The 19,789-nt window shown below is 63.1% G+C and carries 20 protein-coding genes; 14 read left to right on the forward strand and 6 right to left on the reverse strand.

What is annotated here, in order from left to right; translation table 11 throughout:
- The first annotated feature begins 2 nt into the window (after positions 1-2).
- From hydA to X771_RS152365, 3 genes are read left to right on the forward strand one after another with little or no spacing between them, the layout of a single operon-like run.
- Positions 3-1,454, forward strand: coding sequence for a dihydropyrimidinase (gene hydA, locus X771_RS152375; RefSeq protein WP_023687996.1), 1,452 nt, complete (start codon positions 3-5; stop codon positions 1,452-1,454).
- Positions 1,451-1,828, forward strand: coding sequence for a hypothetical protein (locus tag X771_RS152370; RefSeq protein ID WP_023668216.1), 378 nt, complete (start codon positions 1,451-1,453; stop codon positions 1,826-1,828). The genes hydA and X771_RS152370 overlap by 4 nt, the downstream gene beginning before the upstream one ends.
- A gap of 16 nt (positions 1,829-1,844) precedes the next feature.
- Positions 1,845-2,228, forward strand: a complete 384-nt coding sequence (locus X771_RS152365) for a hypothetical protein (RefSeq protein ID WP_023729378.1) — start codon at positions 1,845-1,847, stop codon at positions 2,226-2,228.
- Positions 2,229-2,245: 17 nt separating this feature from the next.
- Here the strand turns inward: X771_RS152365 and X771_RS152360 are convergent, their stop codons facing one another.
- Entirely contained in the window at positions 2,246-2,656 is a 411-nt protein-coding gene (locus tag X771_RS152360; protein ID WP_023668218.1) for a cupin domain-containing protein, read from the reverse strand.
- A gap of 104 nt (positions 2,657-2,760) precedes the next feature.
- Between X771_RS152360 and X771_RS152355 the strand changes: the two genes are divergently transcribed.
- From X771_RS152355 to X771_RS152340, 5 genes are read left to right on the forward strand one after another with little or no spacing between them, the layout of a single operon-like run.
- Positions 2,761-3,552 carry an ABC transporter ATP-binding protein gene (locus tag X771_RS152355; protein WP_023687997.1) on the forward strand — a complete coding sequence of 264 codons (792 nt, stop codon included), beginning with the start codon at positions 2,761-2,763 and terminating at the stop codon, positions 3,550-3,552.
- A 43-nt stretch (positions 3,553-3,595) separates the two neighbouring features.
- Complete coding sequence (locus X771_RS01000000164970) at positions 3,596-4,078, forward strand: endonuclease domain-containing protein (protein WP_050587436.1); 483 nt, start codon at positions 3,596-3,598, stop codon at positions 4,076-4,078.
- The gene (locus tag X771_RS152350) at positions 4,079-4,957 is read left to right on the forward strand and encodes an ABC transporter permease (RefSeq protein WP_023687999.1); all 879 of its coding nucleotides are present in this window, start codon (positions 4,079-4,081) and stop codon (positions 4,955-4,957) included.
- Positions 4,954-6,108 (forward strand): ABC transporter permease, encoded by a 1,155-nt coding sequence (locus X771_RS152345; RefSeq protein ID WP_023688000.1) that lies wholly within the window; start codon positions 4,954-4,956, stop codon positions 6,106-6,108. Before X771_RS152350 ends, X771_RS152345 begins: the two co-directional genes overlap by 4 nt.
- A 38-nt stretch (positions 6,109-6,146) precedes the next feature.
- Positions 6,147-7,118, forward strand: a complete 972-nt coding sequence (locus tag X771_RS152340; protein WP_023682178.1) for an ABC transporter substrate-binding protein — start codon at positions 6,147-6,149, stop codon at positions 7,116-7,118.
- A gap of 48 nt (positions 7,119-7,166) precedes the next feature.
- Here the strand turns inward: X771_RS152340 and X771_RS152335 are convergent, their stop codons facing one another.
- Positions 7,167-7,625, reverse strand: a complete 459-nt coding sequence (locus X771_RS152335; RefSeq protein WP_023682177.1) for an Lrp/AsnC family transcriptional regulator — start codon at positions 7,623-7,625, stop codon at positions 7,167-7,169.
- 123 nt (positions 7,626-7,748) lie between these two features.
- On the opposite strand from X771_RS152335, the gene X771_RS152330 reads away from it, so the two are divergent.
- A complete protein-coding gene (locus X771_RS152330; protein WP_023688001.1) occupies positions 7,749-9,032 on the forward strand; it encodes a cystathionine gamma-synthase family protein in 1,284 nt (427 codons plus the stop codon).
- A 458-nt stretch (positions 9,033-9,490) separates the two neighbouring features.
- Here X771_RS152330 and X771_RS152325 read toward each other — a convergent pair whose 3' ends face one another.
- The 3 genes from X771_RS152325 to X771_RS152315 form a co-directional block, all read right to left on the reverse strand.
- On the reverse strand, positions 9,491-11,140 hold the full coding sequence (locus X771_RS152325) for a thiamine pyrophosphate-binding protein (RefSeq protein ID WP_023688002.1): 1,650 nt from the start codon (positions 11,138-11,140) through the stop codon (positions 9,491-9,493).
- Entirely contained in the window at positions 11,137-12,312 is a 1,176-nt protein-coding gene (locus tag X771_RS152320) for a CaiB/BaiF CoA-transferase family protein (RefSeq protein ID WP_023668227.1), read from the reverse strand. The genes X771_RS152325 and X771_RS152320 overlap by 4 nt, the downstream gene beginning before the upstream one ends.
- A gap of 82 nt (positions 12,313-12,394) precedes the next feature.
- Positions 12,395-13,327: an alpha/beta hydrolase gene (locus X771_RS152315; RefSeq protein WP_023688003.1), complete on the reverse strand. Its 933-nt coding sequence runs from the start codon at positions 13,325-13,327 to the stop codon at positions 12,395-12,397.
- Between the two features lie 120 nt (positions 13,328-13,447).
- Between X771_RS152315 and X771_RS1000000165895 the strand changes: the two genes are divergently transcribed.
- The 4 genes from X771_RS1000000165895 to X771_RS152300 all read left to right on the forward strand — a co-directional run bounded on the left by X771_RS1000000165895 (position 13,448) and on the right by X771_RS152300 (position 16,575).
- Positions 13,448-14,338 (forward strand): alpha/beta hydrolase, encoded by an 891-nt coding sequence (locus tag X771_RS1000000165895; RefSeq protein WP_050587431.1) that lies wholly within the window; start codon positions 13,448-13,450, stop codon positions 14,336-14,338.
- On the forward strand, positions 14,335-14,784 hold the full coding sequence (locus X771_RS152310; protein WP_023688005.1) for a MarR family transcriptional regulator: 450 nt from the start codon (positions 14,335-14,337) through the stop codon (positions 14,782-14,784). Before X771_RS1000000165895 ends, X771_RS152310 begins: the two co-directional genes overlap by 4 nt.
- A gap of 98 nt (positions 14,785-14,882) precedes the next feature.
- Positions 14,883-15,890, forward strand: a complete 1,008-nt coding sequence (locus X771_RS152305; RefSeq protein ID WP_023688006.1) for a ribonuclease — start codon at positions 14,883-14,885, stop codon at positions 15,888-15,890.
- Positions 15,891-15,960: 70 nt separating this feature from the next.
- Positions 15,961-16,575, forward strand: a complete 615-nt coding sequence (locus X771_RS152300) for a hypothetical protein (protein ID WP_023688007.1) — start codon at positions 15,961-15,963, stop codon at positions 16,573-16,575.
- A 5-nt stretch (positions 16,576-16,580) separates the two neighbouring features.
- Here the strand turns inward: X771_RS152300 and X771_RS152295 are convergent, their stop codons facing one another.
- A complete protein-coding gene (locus tag X771_RS152295) occupies positions 16,581-17,867 on the reverse strand; it encodes a GGDEF domain-containing protein (RefSeq protein WP_023688008.1) in 1,287 nt (428 codons plus the stop codon).
- Positions 17,868-18,101: 234 nt separating this feature from the next.
- Here X771_RS152295 and ettA point away from each other — a divergent pair, with 234 nt between their 5' ends.
- Positions 18,102-19,751 (forward strand): energy-dependent translational throttle protein EttA, encoded by a 1,650-nt coding sequence (gene ettA / locus X771_RS152290; protein ID WP_023688009.1) that lies wholly within the window; start codon positions 18,102-18,104, stop codon positions 19,749-19,751.
- Positions 19,752-19,789 lie beyond the last annotated feature (38 nt).

Raw genomic sequence — 19,789 nt, forward strand, 5'->3', positions numbered from 1 at the left:
CAATGACCAAAGTCATCCGAAACGGCACCATCGTCACCGCCGACCGCACCTGGAAGGCCGATGTGCTGATGCAGCACGGCAAGATCGTCGCCATTGGCTCGAACCTGCATGGCGACCGTGAGTTCGACGCCAGCGGCTGTTACGTCATGCCGGGCGGTATCGATCCGCACACCCATCTCGAAATGCCGTTCATGGGCACCTATTCGGCCGACGATTTCGAGTCCGGGACGCGTGCGGCCCTTTCCGGTGGCACCACGATGGTGGTCGATTTCTGCCTGCCGGCACCGCAGCAATCGCTGCTGGAAGCGTTGCAGATGTGGGACAACAAGACCTCGAAGGCTGCCTGCGACTACTCCTTCCACATGGCGATCACCTGGTGGGGCAAGCAGGTGTTCGACGAGATGGCCACCGTCGTCGACAGAGGCATTACCTCGTTCAAGCATTTCATGGCCTACAAGGGCGCGCTGATGGTGGACGACGACGAGATGTACGCGTCGTTCCAGCGCTGCGCCGATCTCGGCGCGCTGCCGCTCGTTCATGCCGAGAATGGCGACGTGGTTGCGGCGCTGTCGCAAAAGCTGCTCGCCGCCGGCAATAATGGCCCCGAGGGACACGCCTATTCGCGGCCGCCGGAAGTGGAGGGCGAGGCGACCAACCGCGCCATCATGATCGCCGACATGGCCGGCGTGCCGCTCTATGTCGTGCATGTGTCCTGCGAGCAGAGCCACGAAGCCATCCGCCGCGCCCGCCAGAAGGGCATTCGGGTTTTCGGCGAGCCGCTGATCCAGCATCTGACGCTGGATGAAAGCGAGTATTTCGACAAGGATTGGGACCATGCGGCGCGCCGCGTCATGAGTCCGCCCTTCCGCAACAAGCTGCACCAGGATTCGCTGTGGGCCGGCCTGCAGGCGGGATCGCTGCAGGTGGTGGCGACCGACCACTGCGCCTTCACCACCAAGCAGAAGCGCAACGGCCTCGGCGATTTCACCAAGATCCCGAACGGCACTGGCGGGCTTGAAGACCGCTTGCCCGTGCTGTGGACGACGGGCGTCAACACCGGGCGGCTGACGATGAACGAGTTCGTCGCGGTGACTTCGACCAACATCGCCAAGATCCTCAACATGTATCCTAGGAAGGGCGCCATCGTCGAAGGCGCGGACGCCGACATCGTGGTGTGGGACCCCAGCGCCAAGAAGACCATCACCTCGAAGAAGCAGCAATCGGTGATCGACTACAACGTCTTCGAAGGTTTTGAGGTGACCGGCCTGCCGCGCTTCGTCTTTTCGCGCGGCGAATTGTCGGTCGAGGAAGCGGAGGTCAAGGCCAAGCCCGGCCATGGCGAATTCGTCGCCCGCGAGCCGAACGCGGCGGTCAACCGGGCTCTGTCGACCTGGAAGGACATTACCGCGCCGCGCAAGGTGGAACGCACCGGCATTCCGGCGACAGGCGTTTGACGTTGCGGAGCCCGGGGGCGCTCATTTCACTGGTCGTGGCGATGGTGGTCGCTGGTCCGGCAACAGGGGCCGAGAGGCTGGCCGGCTCCTGGGGCAACGATGCCGGCTGTGTCTTTGCAAAGGCCGGTTTTCAGGGCCGGGACGATTATATCGTGCTGACCGCCGAAGGCATCGAGACCTATGGCAGCGGCTGCCGGTTCGCGCAGCAATTGACGTGGGCGCCGGGCACGCAATCGCTTGATGCGACCTGTTCCGCCGAAGGCGAGGCGGGGACGACGGCTGAAACCGTTGTGGTCACCAACAAGGGCGAGGGTGGGTTCTTCGTGACCATTCCCGGTCTTGAAGAAATGGGGCCGTTGCAACCGTGTTCGTGACGTTGGAGCTGGGGGAATGAGCGCGCGCGGTTTGGGGCCGTCTGTTGCGATGATAGTCGTTCTGGCTGCGGGTCAGGCCCTTGCGGCAGGCATCGACCTGACGAAACCCTATGGGGACAAGTATGGCTGCATCAACCGAAACGGCCAGGAAGTCGCCGCCGATCGGATGCTGCTTTTGACCGACGAGGCATTGGTCACCGCCGCCAGCGCCTGCACCTTCACGGACAAGCAAGCGCAGGCTGATGGGTCGCTGGTGGTGACGGCAACATGCGAGGCGGAAGGCGAAGAAGGACAGGAGCCGACCAAATTCACCATCAAGCGCAGCGCCAAGAACGCCAAGAAGCTGACGGTCGCCGACGACGACGGCAATGTCATGGGCGAAGTGGCGCGGTGCAAATGACGGCAGTCCCGTCAGCGTCAGGCCACCAGCGCATCCAGTTCCGGCAACAGGACGACGCTTTCCTGTTCATTGGGATCGGTGCGGGCGATGACGGCCGAGGACGGGGCGTTGCTCAGATTGGCCGGCAGATGCGGTACGCCGGCCGGGATGTAGAAGAGGTCGCCGGCCTTGACGACGATGTGGTTCTCGAGCCTGTCGCCATACCATGTGTGGACCTCGCCCGAGAGCACATAGATCGCCGTCTCATGGCTTTCATGCAGATGCGCCTTGGCGCGGGCGCCAGGCGGCAGGGTGAGCAGATGCATGCAGATGCCGGACGAGCCGACCGTCTCGGCTGCAATGCCGGCAAAATAGGTCAATCCCTGCTTGCCTTCATAAGTGCTTTCAGGACGGATAAGGTGACAAGTTGGTTTGGGCGACATCGGCAAGGCTCCGGGCGTCGATTGGGTGGGATTGGACGAGTGGAAAGCAACATCAACGCGAATGCAACGGCATTTCATCCTGGGCGGCTGCGAGAGGCAGGCAGCAAGCGATGACGGGACAATCGCCAGCCGTCGTCTCGGCAAGCAGACTTGGCCTTACCTTTCAGACCAATGACGGTCCGGTAGAGGCGCTCTCCAATGTCGACCTGACCATCGGCAAGGGCGAGTTCGTCTCCTTCATCGGCCCATCGGGCTGCGGCAAGACCACCTTGCTGCGCGTCATCGCCGATCTGGAAAAACCGACATCGGGCACGATCTCGGTCAACGGCATGACGCCGGAACAGGCGCGCGAGAAACGCGCTTATGGCTACGTCTTCCAGGCGGCAGCCCTTTTCCCGTGGCGCACGATCGAGCGTAACGTGGCGCTGCCGCTGGAGATCATCGGCCTTTCGAGAGCGGAGCAGGCCGAGCGCATCAAGCGCACGATGGAGCTCGTCAACCTCTCCGGCTTCGAGAAGAAATACCCCTGGCAGCTTTCCGGCGGCATGCAGCAGCGCGCTTCGATCGCCCGCGCGCTCGCCTTCGACGCCGACCTGTTGCTGATGGACGAGCCCTTCGGCGCGCTGGACGAGATCGTGCGCGACCATCTCAATGAACAGCTTCTGGAATTGTGGGCGCGCACCAACAAGACGATCTGCTTCGTCACCCATTCCATCCCCGAGGCGGTGTATCTGTCAACGCGCATCGTCGTCATGTCGCCGCGCCCAGGTCGGGTTACCGACATCATCGAATCGACGCTGCCAAAGGAGCGGCCACTGGACATCCGCGAGACGCCGGAATTTTTGGCGATCGCGGCCCGCGTGCGCGATGGCTTGAGGGCAGGGCACAGCTATGATGATTGAGGGGGCGAACGACCGGCTGGCTCCTCTCCCCAACGGGGAGAGGGTGGCCGGAGCGAAGCGGAGGTCGGGTGAGGGGGCGGCGCCGACGGATCCGACCAAGAGAAATGTCGGGGCAACCGCTCACGCCCGAAAGCTGCGGTTTGACGAGACCGAAGCTGAATACCGGCTTTGGGGGGAATTGAGAGGACGTCATCTCAACGGCTACAAATTTGTGCGGCAAGTGCCGCTCGGACCTTTCATCGCGGACTTCGTCTGCCGCGAGCAGGGGCTGATTGTCGAACTTGATGGCAGCCAACACGCGGATTCACTGACCGATCCCGCCAGGACAGCCTGGCTGAACGGACAAGGTTATTCGGTTCTGCGCTTCTGGAATCACGAAGTTTTGGCTGAGCGCCGAGCGGTCCTGGATACGATCTTGGCTTGTCTCGACGGAAAGATTTCTACCCCCTCACCCGACCTCCGCTTCGCTCCGGCCACCCTCTCCCCGTTGGGGAGAGGAGGGCGCCCCGCTGGCGAGGCGCGCTAGATGGACACCTTCCGCGAAAAACTCATCCCCGTGACCTCCATCCTCCTGGGCGTGGTGGTGGTCTGGTATGTCTTCGCCGCCATCCTAAACGCGCCCTTCCAGCGCGACCTCGACCGGCGCGCCGGGGAAACCCACGGCACAGTCGAATTCATCGGCAAGACGCTGTCGCAGCCCAAGCCGACGCTGCCGGCGCCGCATCAGGTGGCGGTGAACTTCTTCGAGAACACCTTCCTGCGGCCCATCACATCGAGCCGAAGCCTCGTCTACAATGCCTGGGTGACCCTGTCGTCGACGTTGCTCGGCTTTGCCTTCGGCACGGCGCTCGGCATCGTCATCGCGGTTGGCATCGTGCATGTGGCGACGCTCGACCGCAGCCTGATGCCGTGGATCATCGCCTCCCAGACGATTCCCATTCTGGCGGTGGCGCCGATGATCATCGTCGTGCTGGGGGCGATCGGCATCAGCGGTCTGATCCCAAAGGCGATGATCTCGACCTACCTGTCGTTCTTCCCGGTGACGGTTGGCATGGTGAAGGGCCTGCGCTCGCCCGAACTCATGCATCTCGACCTGATGCACACCTACAATGCCAGTGTCTCGCAGACCTTCTGGAAGCTGCGGGTGCCGGCCTCGGTGCCGTTCCTGTTCACCTCGATGAAGGTGGCGGTGGCGGCGAGCCTGGTCGGCGCCATTGTCGGCGAACTGCCGACCGGTGCTGTCGCCGGCATCGGCGCCAAGCTTTTGGCAGGCGCCTATTACAGCCAGTCCATCGACATCTGGTCCGCCCTTGTGGCGGGCTCGGTGGTGGCGGCCCTTCTAGTCATGGTGGTCGGCATAGCCGGGCGCCTCGTTGACCGCGCGATGGGCGGGAGGCCGGCATGAACTGGCTGAAGCCCTCCTGGCAAGCGGTGCTGGCCATTACGCTGTGTCTTGTAGCCCTGTCGCTCGGCGCGATGTCGAAGCCGGAAGCGGCCACCCTTGCAGACCCGACGGCAAGTTTCGACTACCCCTATTTCGGTATAAAGACCCCGATGATCGGCCTGGCCGTGCTGGCGGGGCTGATCTCGATGCTCAGGATTTCGGCGGTGGCCGAGGCTGCGGTGCTGTTTATCGGCGCTCACCTTGTCGCCTGGATGCTGATCTCGGGCATTACAGGGTTCGAAGGCATGGCATTGGCGCCGTATTTCCTGCTGCTCGCCGCTGCCTGGCTGCTGGCATGGCGCTGCGTCGCCGTGCTGTCGGGGCTTCGCCCGATGGCAAAAGGGGCGCGGATGGCGCTGCGCCTCATCATACCGGCGATCTTCGGCGCCTGGATCCTGATCATATGGGAAGCGGTGACGCGTGGCGCCGGCATTCCCTTCATCCTTTTGCCGCCGCCGAGCGCCATCGGTGTGCGCATCGCCAGTTCCCTGCCGGTGCTCGGCGCCGATATCAGGCAGACCATCTTCAAGGCGGTGATCTTCGGTTATGTCATCGGCAGCGGCGCCGGCTTCCTGGTGGCGATTGCGGCCGACCGCGTGCCGTTCCTGCGCCGCGGTCTGCTGCCGATCGGCAATATGGTCTCGGCGCTGCCGATCATCGGTGTGGCGCCAATCATGGTGATGTGGTTCGGCTTCGACTGGCCGTCCAAGGCCGCGGTCGTCATCATCATGACCTTCTTCCCAATGCTGGTGAACACGGTTGCCGGTCTTGCCGCCTCCGGCCATATGGAGCGCGACCTGATGCGCACCTATGCGTCGGGCTACTGGCCAACACTCTTGAAGCTCCGGCTGCCGGCGGCAGCGCCCTTCATCTTCAACGCGCTGAAGATCAACTCGACGCTGGCGCTGATCGGCGCCATCGTCGCCGAGTTCTTCGGCACGCCTGTGGTCGGCATGGGCTTTCGCATCTCGACCGAGGTCGGGCGGATGAACATCGATATGGTCTGGGCCGAAATCGCAGTTGCAGCACTGGCGGGTTCGGTCTTTTATGGCGTGGTCGCTCTCGTCGAGAGAGCCGTCACGTTTTGGCATCCCTCTGTCCGTGGTGGATAGGGCGGTGGGTTCGGGTGTTAACTTCAGAGGGTAAAAACATGAAAAGACTGATCATTCCGATGCTGGCCGGCGCGATGTCGCTGGCCGCGTTCCAGGCAATGGCCGCCGACAAGGTGACCTTGCAGCTGAAATGGGTCACGCAGGCGCAGTTTGCCGGCTACTATGTCGCCAAGGCCAAGGGTTTTTATGAAGCAGAAGGCCTCGACGTCGACATCAAGCCGGGCGGTCCCGATATCGCACCCGAGCAGGTGATCGCCGGCGGTGGCGCCGACGTCATCGTCGACTGGATGGGCGGGGCGCTCGCCGCGCGCGAAAAGGGCGTGCCGCTGGTCAACATCGCCCAGCCGTTCAAGAAGGCCGGTATGGAGCTGGTCTGCCCGAAGGACGGCCCGATCAAGACCGAAGCCGATTTCAAGGGTCACACGCTGGGCGTCTGGTTCTTCGGTAACGAATATCCATTCTACGCCTGGATGAACAAGCTCGGCCTGAAGACCGAAGGCGGCCCGGACGGCGTCACGGTTTTGAAGCAGAGCTTCGACGTGCAGCCGCTGATCCAGAAGCAGGCGGATTGCATTTCGGTCATGACCTACAACGAGTACTGGCAGCTGATCGATGCCGGCTACAAGCCGGATCAACTGACCGTGTTCAACTACTCGGCGATGGGCAACGACCTGCTTGAGGACGGGCTCTATGCCTCGGAAGACAAGCTCAAGGATCCGGCTTTCGAAGACAAGATGGTGCGTTTCGTGCGCGCCTCGATGAAGGGCTGGAAATATGCCATCGACAACAATGACGAGGCCGCGGGCATTGTCATGGACGGCGGTGGCCAGGACGAAAACCACCAGAAGCGGATGATGAGCGAAGTCGCCAAGCTGATCGACAATGCCGACGGCAAGCTCGACCCGGCGACCTACGAGCGCACCGCCAAGGCGCTGCTCGACCAGAAGATCATCACCAAGGCGCCGACCGGCGCCTACACCACAGCCATCACCGACAAGGCGATCAAATAAGCCTTGCCAGGCAATTTCGACCTCGAGAGCGGCGCCTTTGACCAAATGTCAGAGGCGCCGTTCCTTTATGGTGTTCATGACGAAGCTGGTCTCGATCGACGCGACGCATTTCAGCCGCGCGATCTTTTCCTTGATGAAGCGCTCGTACTGTTCGAGGCTGCCGGTCACCACTTTCAACACATAATCGCGTGACCCGGTGACGAGGTGGCATTCCAGTACCTCTTCCCAACCGCGGATGGCGTCTTCGAACATGACGATCTCGTCCTCGTTCTGGCGGCTGAGCCGGACGGTGGCGATGGCGACCATGTTCCAGCCGAAGGCGGCCGGGTCGACCAGCGTGGTATAGCCCCGGATAATGCCGGCCTCCTCCAGCCGGCGTACCCTCCTCAAACATGGCGACGGCGACAGGCCGATGCGCTCCGCAAGCTCATTGTTGGTGATGCGGGCGTCGGCCTGCAGCTCGCGCAGGATCTTGCGGTCGAAATCGTCGGCTATCTTCTGTTGCACTTTTGCTCTCGCTCGGCAATTTGTTGCCGGGATGCAGCCATGCGAGGCCGAAAATAGCAAGGACTGGTGGACCGGGATCGCATAAATTGCTGGACGAGACTCCTCCAGAACGCAGGAAAAGCCATGACCGCGCCGCGCCCGTCGAAAACCCACATCGGCAACCACAAGCTCCATCCGGAAACGTTGATGTTGAGCTATGGCTTCGATCCGCAACTGTCGGAAGGCGCCGTCAAGCCGCCGGTGTTCCTGACCTCGACCTTCGTGTTCAAATCGGCGGAGGAGGGGCGCGACTTCTTCGACTACACATCCGGCCGCAAGGAGCCGCCGAGCGGCACGGCGTCCGGCCTGGTCTATTCGCGCTTCAATCATCCCAACTCCGAGATCGTCGAGGACCGGCTGGCGGTTTATGAGGGAACGGACGCCTGCATCCTGTTCTCGTCCGGCATGTCGGCGATCGCCACCACGCTGCTCGCCTATGCCCGTCCGGGCGATGTCATCTTGCATTCGCAGCCGCTTTACGGCGGCACTGAGACGCTTTTGACGCGCACGCTGTCCGGCTTCGGCATCGGCGCTGTCGGCTTCGCCGACGGCGTCGACGAGAAGGCGGTGCGGGCCGCTGCTGATGCAGCGGTGGCGAAGGGGCGTGTCTCGGTCATTCTCATCGAAACGCCGTCAAATCCGACCAACAGCCTGGTCGACATCGCACTGATCCGGAAGTTTGCCGACGAGATCGGCGCAAGCCAAGGATCGACGCCGATCATCGTCTGCGACAACACGCTGCTCGGCCCGGTGTTCCAGCGGCCGATCGAACATGGCGCCGATGTCTCCGTCTATTCGCTGACCAAATATGTCGGCGGCCATTCCGACCTGATCGCCGGTGCGGCGATGGGCAGCAAGGCGGTGACCAAGCCAATCAAGGCGCTGCGCGGCGCCATCGGCACGCAACTCGACCCGCATTCCTGCTGGATGCTCGGCCGCTCGCTGGAGACGCTGTCCATCCGCATGGAGCGCGCCAACGACAATGCGCGGCTCGTGGCCGAATTCCTGCGCGATCACGCCAAGGTCGAGAAGGTGCATTACCTGCCGTTCCTGGGCGAGGATACGGCAGCGGGACGGGCCTACAAGGCGCAATGCAGCGGCGCCGGGTCGACATTTTCTTTCGATATCAAAGGCGGAGAGAAGGCGGCCTTCGCATTTCTCAACGGGCTGCAAATATTCAAGCTGGCGGTGAGCCTCGGCGGCACGGAGTCACTCGCCAGCCACCCGGCGGCGATGACGCACTCCGGCATTCCCTTCGACGTGCGCCAGCGCATTGGCGTGCTGGAGACCACGGTCAGGCTGTCGATCGGCGTCGAGCATCCGGACGATCTTATCGCCGACCTGACGCAGGCGCTGGCAGCGGTCTGATAGCTCGCTTGTAGATATCAGGAAAGGGGCGATCGTCTTGGCAGCGTCGGCNAGGCGCTGGCAGCGGTCTGATAGCTCGCTTGTAGATATCAGGAAAGGGGCGATCGTCTTGGCAGCGTCGGCGGGACAGCACCCCCCTCTGTCCTGCCGGACATCTCCCCCTCAAGGGGGGAGATCAGCAGCTCTGACCATAGCGCCCTGTCTGCAACGCTGCAGATTGGCGAAGGGCGACATGACATCCAATCTCCCCCCTTGAGGGGGAGATGTCCGGCAGGACAGAGGGGGGTGTGACGGAACTCGGCTTTCGCTGCTAACTTCTCAGCTCTTGTCGCGGATCTGCNAGGCGCTGGCAGCGGTCTGATAGCTCGCTTGTAGATATCAGGAAAGGGGCGATCGTCTTGGCAGCGTCGGCAGGACAGAGGGGGGTGTGACGGAACTCGGCTTTCGCTGCTAACTTCTCAGCTCTTGTCGCGGATCTGCGTCATCGTCCGCGTCGGCGTGATCGCCTCGGGATCGAGCCTGATTTCGACGATCGCCGGCTTGCCGCTGGCGCGGGCACGCTCGAAGGCAGGGGCAAAATCTGCCGTGTTCTCGACCGTCTCGCCGTGGCCGCCATAGGCGCGGGCAAGAGCGGCAAAGTCAGGGTTCTTCAGATCGGTGGCGACGACACGGCCGGGATAGTCGCGCTCCTGGTGCATGCGGATGGTGCCGTAGATGCCGTTGTTCACGACGATTACGATGATCGGCAGGTCGTATTGCACGGCGGTAGCGAATTCCTGTCCGTTCATCAGGAAGCAGCCGTCGCCGGCAAAGGCGATCACGGTGCGGTCGGGATGGAGCGCCTTGGCGGCGACCGCAGCCGGGGTGCCGTAACCCATCGAACCGGAGGTCGGCGCGCCTTGGGTGGCGAAGCGGCGGAAGCGGTGGAAGCGGTGCACCCAGGTGGCGTAATTGCCGGCGCCGTTGGTGAAAATGGCGTCATCGGGCAAAATCTTTTCCAGATAGTTCATGATCGGCCCCATCTGGACCGGGCCGGGGCCGGTCTCAGGCGGCGTCGACCAGTCGAGGTAGGCAGCGTGTGCTTTCGCTGTCTCACCCGCCCAGGCTGGCGTGGAGGTTGGCTTGCGCTTGGCAAAAGCCTCGACGAAGGCCGAAGGCGAAGCGTTGATCGCCAGGGTCGGCCGGTAGACGCGGCCGAGTTCGCCGGCATCGGCATGGACATGGACCAGCGTCTGGTCGGGGTAAGGGCTCTTCAGCAACGTATAGTCGGAGGACGGCATCTCGCCCATGCGGCCGCCGATCAGCAGCACCAGGTCGGCCTGCTTGATGGCGGTGGCCAGCTTCGGGTTGATGCCGATGCCGACATCGCCGGCATAGTTCGGGTGCAGATGGTCGAACAGCATCTGTCGGCGGAAGGAGCAGCCGACCGGCAGCGACCAGGCCTCGGCAATGGTGCGCATACGTGCCACCGCTTCCTCGTCCCAGCGTGTGCCGCCGAGGATGACGAAGGGACGGTTGGCTTTGGCCAGAAGCTTTTCCAAAGCATCGAGTTCGGCTTCGCCGGGCCGGGTTTCGACCGGCGTGTGCGGCAAGGCCGCGGGCGCGTCGACAAGACTGGTCAGCATGTCCTCCGGCAGCGAGACGACGACGGGGCCGGGGCGGCCCGATGTCGCGACAGCAAAGGCGCGGGTGACGAGTTCGGGGATGCGCGCGGCATCGTCGATCTCCACCACCCATTTGGCGATGTCGCCGAAGAAGCGCTTGTAGTCGACCTCCTGGAAAGCCTCGCGCTCCTTGGCGTGGCTGGCGACCTGGCCGATGAACAGGATGACGGGTATCGAATCCTGCATGGCAATGTGAATGCCGGCCGACGCATTGGTGGCGCCGGGGCCGCGGGTGACGAAGCAGATGCCGGGCTGGCCGGTCAGCCGCCCCTGGCAGTCGGCCATCATGGCGGCGCCGCCTTCCTGTCGGCAGACAATGGTGCGGATGGGCGAGTCATGCAATGCGTCGAGCACCGCGAGATAGGATTCGCCGGGCACGCAGAAGATGCGGTCGGTGCCGTTCGCCTCGAGTGCGTCGACAATCAGTTGTCCACCGGTCTTCATCGTCCAGACTTCTCCAGTTCGGCAAGAATTTCTTCGGTATGTTCGCCAAGGCGTGGCGAAGGGCGTTCATAGACCAGCGGTGTGCCGGACATCACCATCGGCGCGCGCACCGAGGGCAGACGATTGCCATGGCCATCGTCGAGGTCGAGCCGCATGCCGCGTGCGATCGTCTGCGGGTCGGCAAACATCTGGCCGATATTGTTGATCGGGCTCGCCGGCACGCTTGCCGCTTCGAGCTTGGCCAGCAACGGGTCTCGGTCCCAGTTCTTCAGCGTCTCGATCATGTGCTCGCGCAATTTCACCCGGTTGGCGACGCGGGCCGGATTGGTGGCGAAATCGGGATTCGCTGAGAGATGGTCGAGTCCGACGGCGGCGCAGAATTTGGCGAACTGGCCGTCATTGCCGACCGCCAGGATGATATGGCCGTCCCTGACCGGGACAACCTCATAGGGCGCAATGTTCATATGCGCATTGCCCATCTGCACCGGCGCCTTGCCGGAGACGAGATAGTTGAGGTTCTGGTTGCCGAGTGCGGAAATCTGCGTGTCGAACAGAGCCATATCGATATGCTGTCCCTGGCCGGTCTTTTCGGCATGGCGAAGCGCTGCCTGGATGGCGATCACCGAATAGAGGCCGGTGAAGATGTCCGATATGGCGACGCCGGCTTTTTGCGGCTCGCGCCCGACCTCGCCGGTGATCGACATCATGCCGGCCATGGCCTGGATGATGAAATCATAGCCGGCGCGGGGTGCGTAAGGCCCATCCTGGCCGAAGCCGGTGATCGAGCAGTAGACGAGCTTTGGATTGATCGCCTTCAGGCTCTCGTAATCGAGCCCGTATTTCTTGAGGCCGCCGAGCTTGAAGTTCTCGATCAGAATGTCGGCCGTGGCAACCAGCCGGCGCACCGTCTCGGCCCCTTCGGGCGTCGAGAAATCGACGGCGATGGAGCGCTTGCCGCGATTGCAGGAGTGGTAATAGGCGGCCGACAGGTTCTCGCCATCATGGCTCATGACGAAGGGAGGACCCCATTTGCGGGTATCGTCGCCGCCATCGGGGCTCTCGACCTTGATAACATCGGCGCCGAGATCGGCCAGCAATTGTCCTGCCCACGGGCCGGCCAGGATGCGGGCGAGTTCGACGACGCGGACGCCTTTCAGCGGAGGTTCAGCCATAAATCACCAAAAACGGGTCGGAACCGCAGCCTCTATCAACCCGGGATGCCGCTGTCACGGGCCTTGCGGTGGGCCAGCGATGTCAGCGTTTGAGCACGCTATCGGCCCAGGCAGCGAAATCGTCCATGACGACATGGCGGTTCACCTCGTTCAGGCTTTCGTGGCGGGTGTCGGCGTAAACCTTTGAAACCAGATTCGAAAAGCCCATCGCGCGCATGCGTTTGGCGAGATGATCGATGCCCTTGCCATAGTCGGAGGCCGGATCCTTCTCTCCGCCGACGATGCTGACGGGCAGGTCGCGCCTGATGCCGGCAAAGCCGGAATCCTTGCCGCCTTTCTGCGTCATCTCCACGACATCGCGCCACATCGAGATCGAGGCATCCCAGCCGCACAGCGGGTCGGCGATGTACTTGGCCACTTCAGCCTCGTCGCGCGACAGCCAGTCGAACGGCGTCTTGTGGTTGGGCACCGCCTTGCCCCAGGTCTGGAAGGTCAGCCTTGGCAAGACGCGTGAGGGAACATCGGAGCCGAGCCTGAAGCGCTCATAAGCGAGGATGGCGAGTGCAAGCCGACCAAGCAGGCCTTGTGAGAAATTGCCGTTCCAGATCGCCGCGGCGTGGACGCGCGGCGAGTGCGCCAGCAGGTAGTTGAGCGCCACCGACGCACCCATCGAATGGCCGAACAGGATGACCGGCAGGCCGGGCTGCTCCTTCGCAATCAAATCGTGGACTGCGTCGACATCGGAGATCACCTTGGCCGGGCCGCTTGTGCCGGCGAACCTGCCGAGCGGGGCATCGGGCGCCTTGGTCGCGCCATGGCCGCGATGGTCGTGGACGTAGACGTGAAAACCGCGGGTGCTGAGGTAATCCGCGAAGCGGGCATAGCGCGCGGCGTGTTCGGCCAAGCCATGGTTAATCTGGACGACGGCCCGTGGAGAGCCGCTCGCGTGCTTCACATAGAGGTTGAGCGTGGCCCCGGTCGGTGAGGCCAGCGTCGTCTGCTCGTCAAATGCCATCTCTCGCTCCCGTCGGCGACTGTTGGGCGACGGCGTGACCGGCGTCAAGGGGAGGGCTATTGACAGTATGCTGTCAATTTGACTATATGACAGCATACTGTCAAAATGGGGAGCATGAGCATGAAAACCTTTTCGACCGTTTCGCGCCGCGCGTTTCTGCTGGCGAGCCTGTCATCCGCAATGCTCCTGCCCGGCATTGCATCCAGCAAAACCAGGGAGATGACCATGAAGACCTCAACCATTGCCGGCCCGCAGGGCCAGCTTGCCGGCTACGACATCAAATCCGGCGGCGGCCTGCCGATCCTGTTCGCGCATGGCGATTGCAGCCGCGCCACACAGTGGAACCGGGTGATGCAGCTCACCGCAGGTGGCCGTGAGGCGGTCGCCTTCGATTTTCGCGGCCATGGCGCATCGGCGCCTGCAGCTGATGCCGACTACGGCTATGACGGCCGTGCCGACGATATTGGTGCGGTGGCCGATGCGTTCGGCCTGAAGCGGTTTGTCCTCGTTGCACATAGCGGCGGCAGTGGAGCCGCGCTCGCCTATGCCGCCGGCCATGCCGACCGTGTTGCCGGCATCCTGCTGGTCGATCCGGCGACCGATCCGCGCGCCCTGCCCAAAGAGATTCGCGACGGGTTCGTGCGCGATCTGGCGGGGCCAAACGGCGGCGATGTCCTGAGCGCTTATTACACCTCGATCGCCGGCTCCAACCCAGATGTCCGCAAACAGGTCATCGCCGATGCGGCGGTGGTCGATCCGGCGGCTCGGGCAGGCGTCGGCAAGGCGCTGGCGGAATGGAATCCCGAACCGACGCTCGACGCCTATCACGGGCCGATCTTCGTGCTGGCCACGGAGGCCAATGACAATGCGGCGGCCCTGTTTCGGCTGCGCAGCGGAATTGGCCACAGAACCGTCGCCGGTTCCGGCCATTGGGTGATGCTTGACAAGCCGGAGGCGGTGGCTGAAGCCGTCAACACTTTCGTTTCCACCATCGAGGCCGGCCAGAAATGACAAGCAGGACCGAAGCCGGAGATGTGCTCACCGAAGTGGTGCTTGCCGTGTTCCGGCTGAATGGCGGGTTTCTCGACGCGGCCGACCGGCTGGCGGAGCCTGCCGGGTTGACGGCGGCGCGCTGGCAGGTTCTGGGCGCGGTGCTGAAGGAGCCAAAATCGGTGGCCGACATTGCCCGCGACATGGGGCTTGCCCGTCAGAGCGTGCAGCGCCTTGCCGACATTCTGGCCGCCGAAGGGCTCGCCGCCTATGCGGACAACCCGGCGCACCGCCGCGCGAAGCTCCTGGCGATGACCGATGCCGGCCGGGCCGCGATCCGGGATATCGGCACGCGCCAGCATGTCTGGGCCAACCGCATCAGCGAGGGCATCGAGGCTCGCGCGCTCGAGACAGCGCTTGATCTGCTGCGTATGTTGACGAAGCGGGTCGAGGAGGGCGGGGTCTGATCGACCGAGCGATTGTTTTTTGCGGCGGACGAAAGAAATCGTAATTCTGACATGTCACACGTTTCTAGCTTGCGCTATGAAACGCTAGGAGTGCTGGAATGCGGATATCGGCGATTTGGGGTGCGGTGTTGGTGGCGCTGGCCGGTGTCGGCATGGCGCGCGCCGATGTGAAGATGGGCGGCTCCTTCGTGGCCGATGCGGCTTGCCCGGCGACGCAGGCAATCAAAAGCGGCAAGAACCCCGGCAATATCGCGACAACGGCTGGACAGAGCTACGACCTCCTGGCCGGCAACAAGGATGCGCCGACGCATTACCTCATCCGCGTGCCGGGCGCCGATCCTGAGCGTCGCTGGGTCAAGATCAGCTGCGGTCATGTCGCCGGCGGCAGCGCAGCCGCCCAGCCGGCCGCGCCCGCCGATCAGGGCAAGCCTGCGGCTTCGGGAAAGCCCGAATATGTCTTTGCGCTGAGTTGGCAGCCGGCCTTCTGCGAAACCAAGGCAAGCAAGCCCGAATGCCAGGCGCAGACGGCGGGCGGCTTCGACGCGTCGCATTTCACCTTGCATGGGCTCTGGCCGCAGCCGAACGGCAATTTCTATTGCCAGGTGCCGGCGAGCGACAAGGCCAATGATAATCCGGCCCATTGGGCCGACCTGCCGCCGGTCGATCTCGATGCCAATACGCGCGCCGAACTCGACCAGGTGATGCCTGGCACCGCCTCCAAGCTCGAACGGCATGAATGGATCAAGCACGGCACCTGCTACGGCAAGAGCCAGCAGGAGTATTTTGCCGAGGCGCTGAACCTGATGCGGGCGGTGAATGCGTCGCCGGTGCGCGAGCTCTTCACCAGGAACGTCGGCAAGCAGCTGACTTCGGACCAGATCCGCAGCGCCTTCGACAGCGCCTTCGGCGCCGGGTCGGGCGCGCGGGTGCGTGTCTCCTGCCTGGTCGATCCGTCGAGCGGCAGGCGGCTGATCGGCGAGCTGACGCTCGGCCTGACCGGCCCGATCGGCCCCGACAGTTCGCTGGGCACTCTCATGCTCGCCTCGGCGCCGACGACCAAGGCGGGCTGTCCGAAGGGCTCGGTCGATGCGGCCGGGTTCCAGTAGGATATCCGTCTGCCGCTTGGCAGTGACGCGGTGATATGGTCTGGATGTGTTTCATTCGGCGGGGGTGGCGATGAGTGGCATGACATCAGGCGCGCTGGCGCGGCTGGCTTTCTGGGCCAGGGGAATGACAGCCATAAAAGACGGCCGCATGGAATGGCCGGGCTTTTCCTATACCGATGCCGAGTGGGCGCGCATGCGCGTGGTTGCCGCGCCGATCGGGGCAGGCCGCTACCAGCTGTTCACTTGGGTCAATGCCGCGATCTTCATCGCCATTGCCGCGCTCGGCATCGTCTGTGTCTTCCTGCCGCTGGCGACACTTTTGTTTCCGGTGCCGGCCGAGACCAGCGCGCTCAAATTCTCGGCTCTGCTGGCGGCGTGTGCCTTCCTCATAATCGGGCTCGGCTTGCCGATCTCCATGCGCCTGTCGAGCGCGTTGGCCATCTCCCGGGAGATGCGCGCCGGTCTTGTCGGCGAAGCCGGTGACGAAGCGCTGGCAGCAAAAGTGTCTTGGCAGATCAACCGCATCATGCTGGTCATGTGCGGCCTGCTGGTGCCCGGCATTCTGTTGTTCATCGCTTATGACATCGATGCCAGTCCGATCATCACCACGCTGAAATGGCTGGCCATCGCGCTGATAGCCGTTTCAGTTGCGGTCGGCGCGTTGCAGCAGCGCAAGCGGAGCTGACAGCGTTATCCGCTGACGCCACGCGTGGGCAGTGTCCACGCACGGAGGTCTTCGGCATCGTCATGCGCTTCGCCGATGACGCGGTCGCGCCCGGTGGACTTGGCCTTGTAGAGACGCTCGTCGGCAACGGCGAAGAGATCGGCAAGCGAGGCTACGGTCTCGTCGACAGTGGCGATGCCGGCGCTGACGCTGATGTCGAACCGGTTTACGCACGCCTTGACGGCCTGGCGGAGGTTTTCTCCGAGCAACCTGGCGACCGCATGCGGCTGCGAGCAAAGGATGGCGAACTCCTCGCCGCCGATCCTGAAAACCTGATCGTGCGCGCCGGCCGCCTGGGTCAGTACCTGGGCGATCGATCTCAGCACCCTGTCGCCCTCGGCATGGCCGAAGCGATCGTTGATCGACTTGAAATGGTCGACGTCGACGATCAGCAGGCTGAGCGGCTGGGCCGTGCGCAGGCTGACAGCAACCAGACGTTCGCCGTCGCTGTCAAAGCGTCCCCTGTGCAAGAGGCCGGTGAGGCCGTCGCGGCCGACATGTTCGACCAGGGCTTCGTAGCGCTCGCGATAGGTCAAGGTGTCGAAGACGTCGGACAATCCGCGCGGTGCGGTAGCCCGCCGCGTTTCGAACCATCTGAGGTAGGCGACAAGCATGGCGCTGTAAGCAAAAGCGGCACCCATCTTGGCGAACCAGCCGCCGAAGAAGACCGCAATCGGTGCGCCTGCGACGAAATGCAGGGCGGTGAAAAATCCGGCCTGGTCGAAGGTGAGCACGCAGGCGACGCAAATCAGGATGCGGGAGAACGGAGCCTTGCGCAGATAACGCGCGAGCTTTTCGTAAAGCAGGATGATCAGGATGGCGTCGATGAAGAGCAGCGTCGTGCCCCACACCATCAACCAGCCCATCTGGTCGATGAAGCCGATATCGGGAAGCTTGCCGTCGGAAAGGGCTGAAATATCGTGCAGGCGCAGGATCAGGACCAGCCCGATCATCAAGGCGTTGCCGAGCAAAAGGCCATAGATCGGCTGGCGCACCGTGGCCGCATCTTCCTTCATGTAGAGGAGAAGCAGCATCACCAGCTTGCCGGAAAACAGCACCGCCGAGCCTGGCGAGACCATGCCGAAGGGCAGGGCGACATAGAAGACGCTGGCGAGATAGGTTTCGAGGAAATGCATGGCGCCCAGCGCGCAGACGAAGACGCCGAGGCCGATGCGATCCCTGAAGCGGAACAGCGTGACCATGACGCTGAAGTAGACGACCGCTTCGGCAAGGAGCAGGAAACTGTTCAGCACTACCTTCGGTCCGATCTTTACTTTCGATCGCGACAGGCCAGCGATCGATCCTGTTTTGACGCTGAAGGGTTAACCGGGGATTTCAACGCTCCCTACAACCGGCGGAAAACTTAACGTGCGGTGTACACCCGGCTTGAAATGGCAAAAGCGATTGCCGTTCGGCCCGGCATCGCCTACATAGCGGCCAACCTCCATTCAATCCGACATTTCGGTCAATCATCAAGGAAAGCGCGCGTGGCACGCCAGTTCATCTATCACATGGCCGGCCTCAACAAGGCCTATGGCACCAAGAAGGTGCTTGAGAATGTCCATCTCTCCTTCTATCCCGACGCCAAGATCGGCATCCTCGGCCCCAACGGCTCGGGCAAGTCGACGATCCTCAAGATCATGGCCGGGCTCGACAAGGAGTGGAACGGCGAAGCCTGGCTGGCCGAAGGCGCCACCGTAGGCTATCTCGCGCAGGAGCCGGCGCTCGATGCCAACAAGACGGTGTTCGAGAACATCATGGAAGGCGTCGCCGCCAAGACCGCCATCATCGAGCGCTACAACGAATTGATGATGAACTACTCCGACGAGACGGCTGACGAGTCGGCCAAGCTCCAGGACGAGATGGACCGGTTGAACCTGTGGGATCTCGAACAGCAGGTCGAGATGGCGATGGAAGCGCTGGGCTGCCCGCCCAAGGATTCCGAGGTCACCAAGCTTTCGGGCGGTGAGCGCCGCCGCGTCGCGCTCTGCCAGCTGCTGCTGCGTCAGCCCGACCTCTTGCTGCTCGATGAACCGACCAACCATCTCGACGCCGAGACCACGGCGTGGCTGGAAAAACACCTGCGCGCCTATCCCGGCGCGGTGATGATCATCACCCACGATCGCTATTTCCTCGACAATGTCACCGGATGGATCCTCGAGCTCGATCGCGGCCGCGGCATCCCCTATGAGGGCAACTACACCAAATACCTCGAAGCCAAAGCCAAGCGCCTCAAGCAGGAAGGCCGCGAGGACGACGCCCGCCAGCGTGCCATCGGTCGCGAACGCGAGTGGATCCAGTCCAGCCCGAAAGCTCGCCAGACCAAGTCCAAGGCGCGTATCCAGGCGTTCCAGGACCTGCTAGATGCAGCCGACAAGCGGCGTCCGAGCGATACGCAGATCGTCATTCCGCATGGCGAACGGCTCGGCAATGTGGTGATCGAGGCGGAAGGCCTGTCGAAGGGCTTTGGCGACACGCTGTTGATCGAGGGTCTGGAATTCAAGCTGCCGCCAGGCGGCATCGTCGGCGTCATCGGCCCGAACGGCGCCGGCAAGACGACGCTGTTCCGCATGATCACCGGCCAGGAAACGCCGGATGCCGGCTCTGTCCGCATCGGCGAAACGGTGAAGCTCGGCTATGTCGATCAGAGCCGCGATGCGCTCGATCCGTCAAAGACCGTCTGGGAAGAAATCTCGGGCGGCGCCGAAGTGGTCAAGCTCGGCAAGTTCGAAGCCAACACCCGCGCCTATTGCGCATCGTTCAACTTCCGTGGCGGCGACCAGCAGCAGAAGGTCGGCAACCTCTCCGGCGGCCAGCGCAACCGCGTGCATCTGGCAAAAATGCTGAAGACCGGCGGCAATGTGCTGCTGCTCGACGAACCGACCAACGACCTCGACACGGAAACGCTGGCGGCGCTCGAAGACGCGCTGGAAAATTTCGGTGGCTGCGCCGTCATCATCTCGCACGATCGTATGTTCCTCGACCGCCTGGCCACCCACATCCTCGCCTTCGAGGGCGACAGCCATGTCGAATGGTTCGAGGGCAATTTCGAGGACTACGAGCAGGACAAGATCCGCCGGCTCGGCCCCGAAGCCGTCAACCCGCACAGGATGACGTATAAGAGGCTGACACGGTAAGGGAGCAACCGGGGCGGCGAATTTCTCAACTGATACGA

This window comes from Mesorhizobium sp. LSJC269B00 (genome assembly GCF_000502815.1).
Classification (GTDB): domain Bacteria; phylum Pseudomonadota; class Alphaproteobacteria; order Rhizobiales; family Rhizobiaceae; genus Mesorhizobium.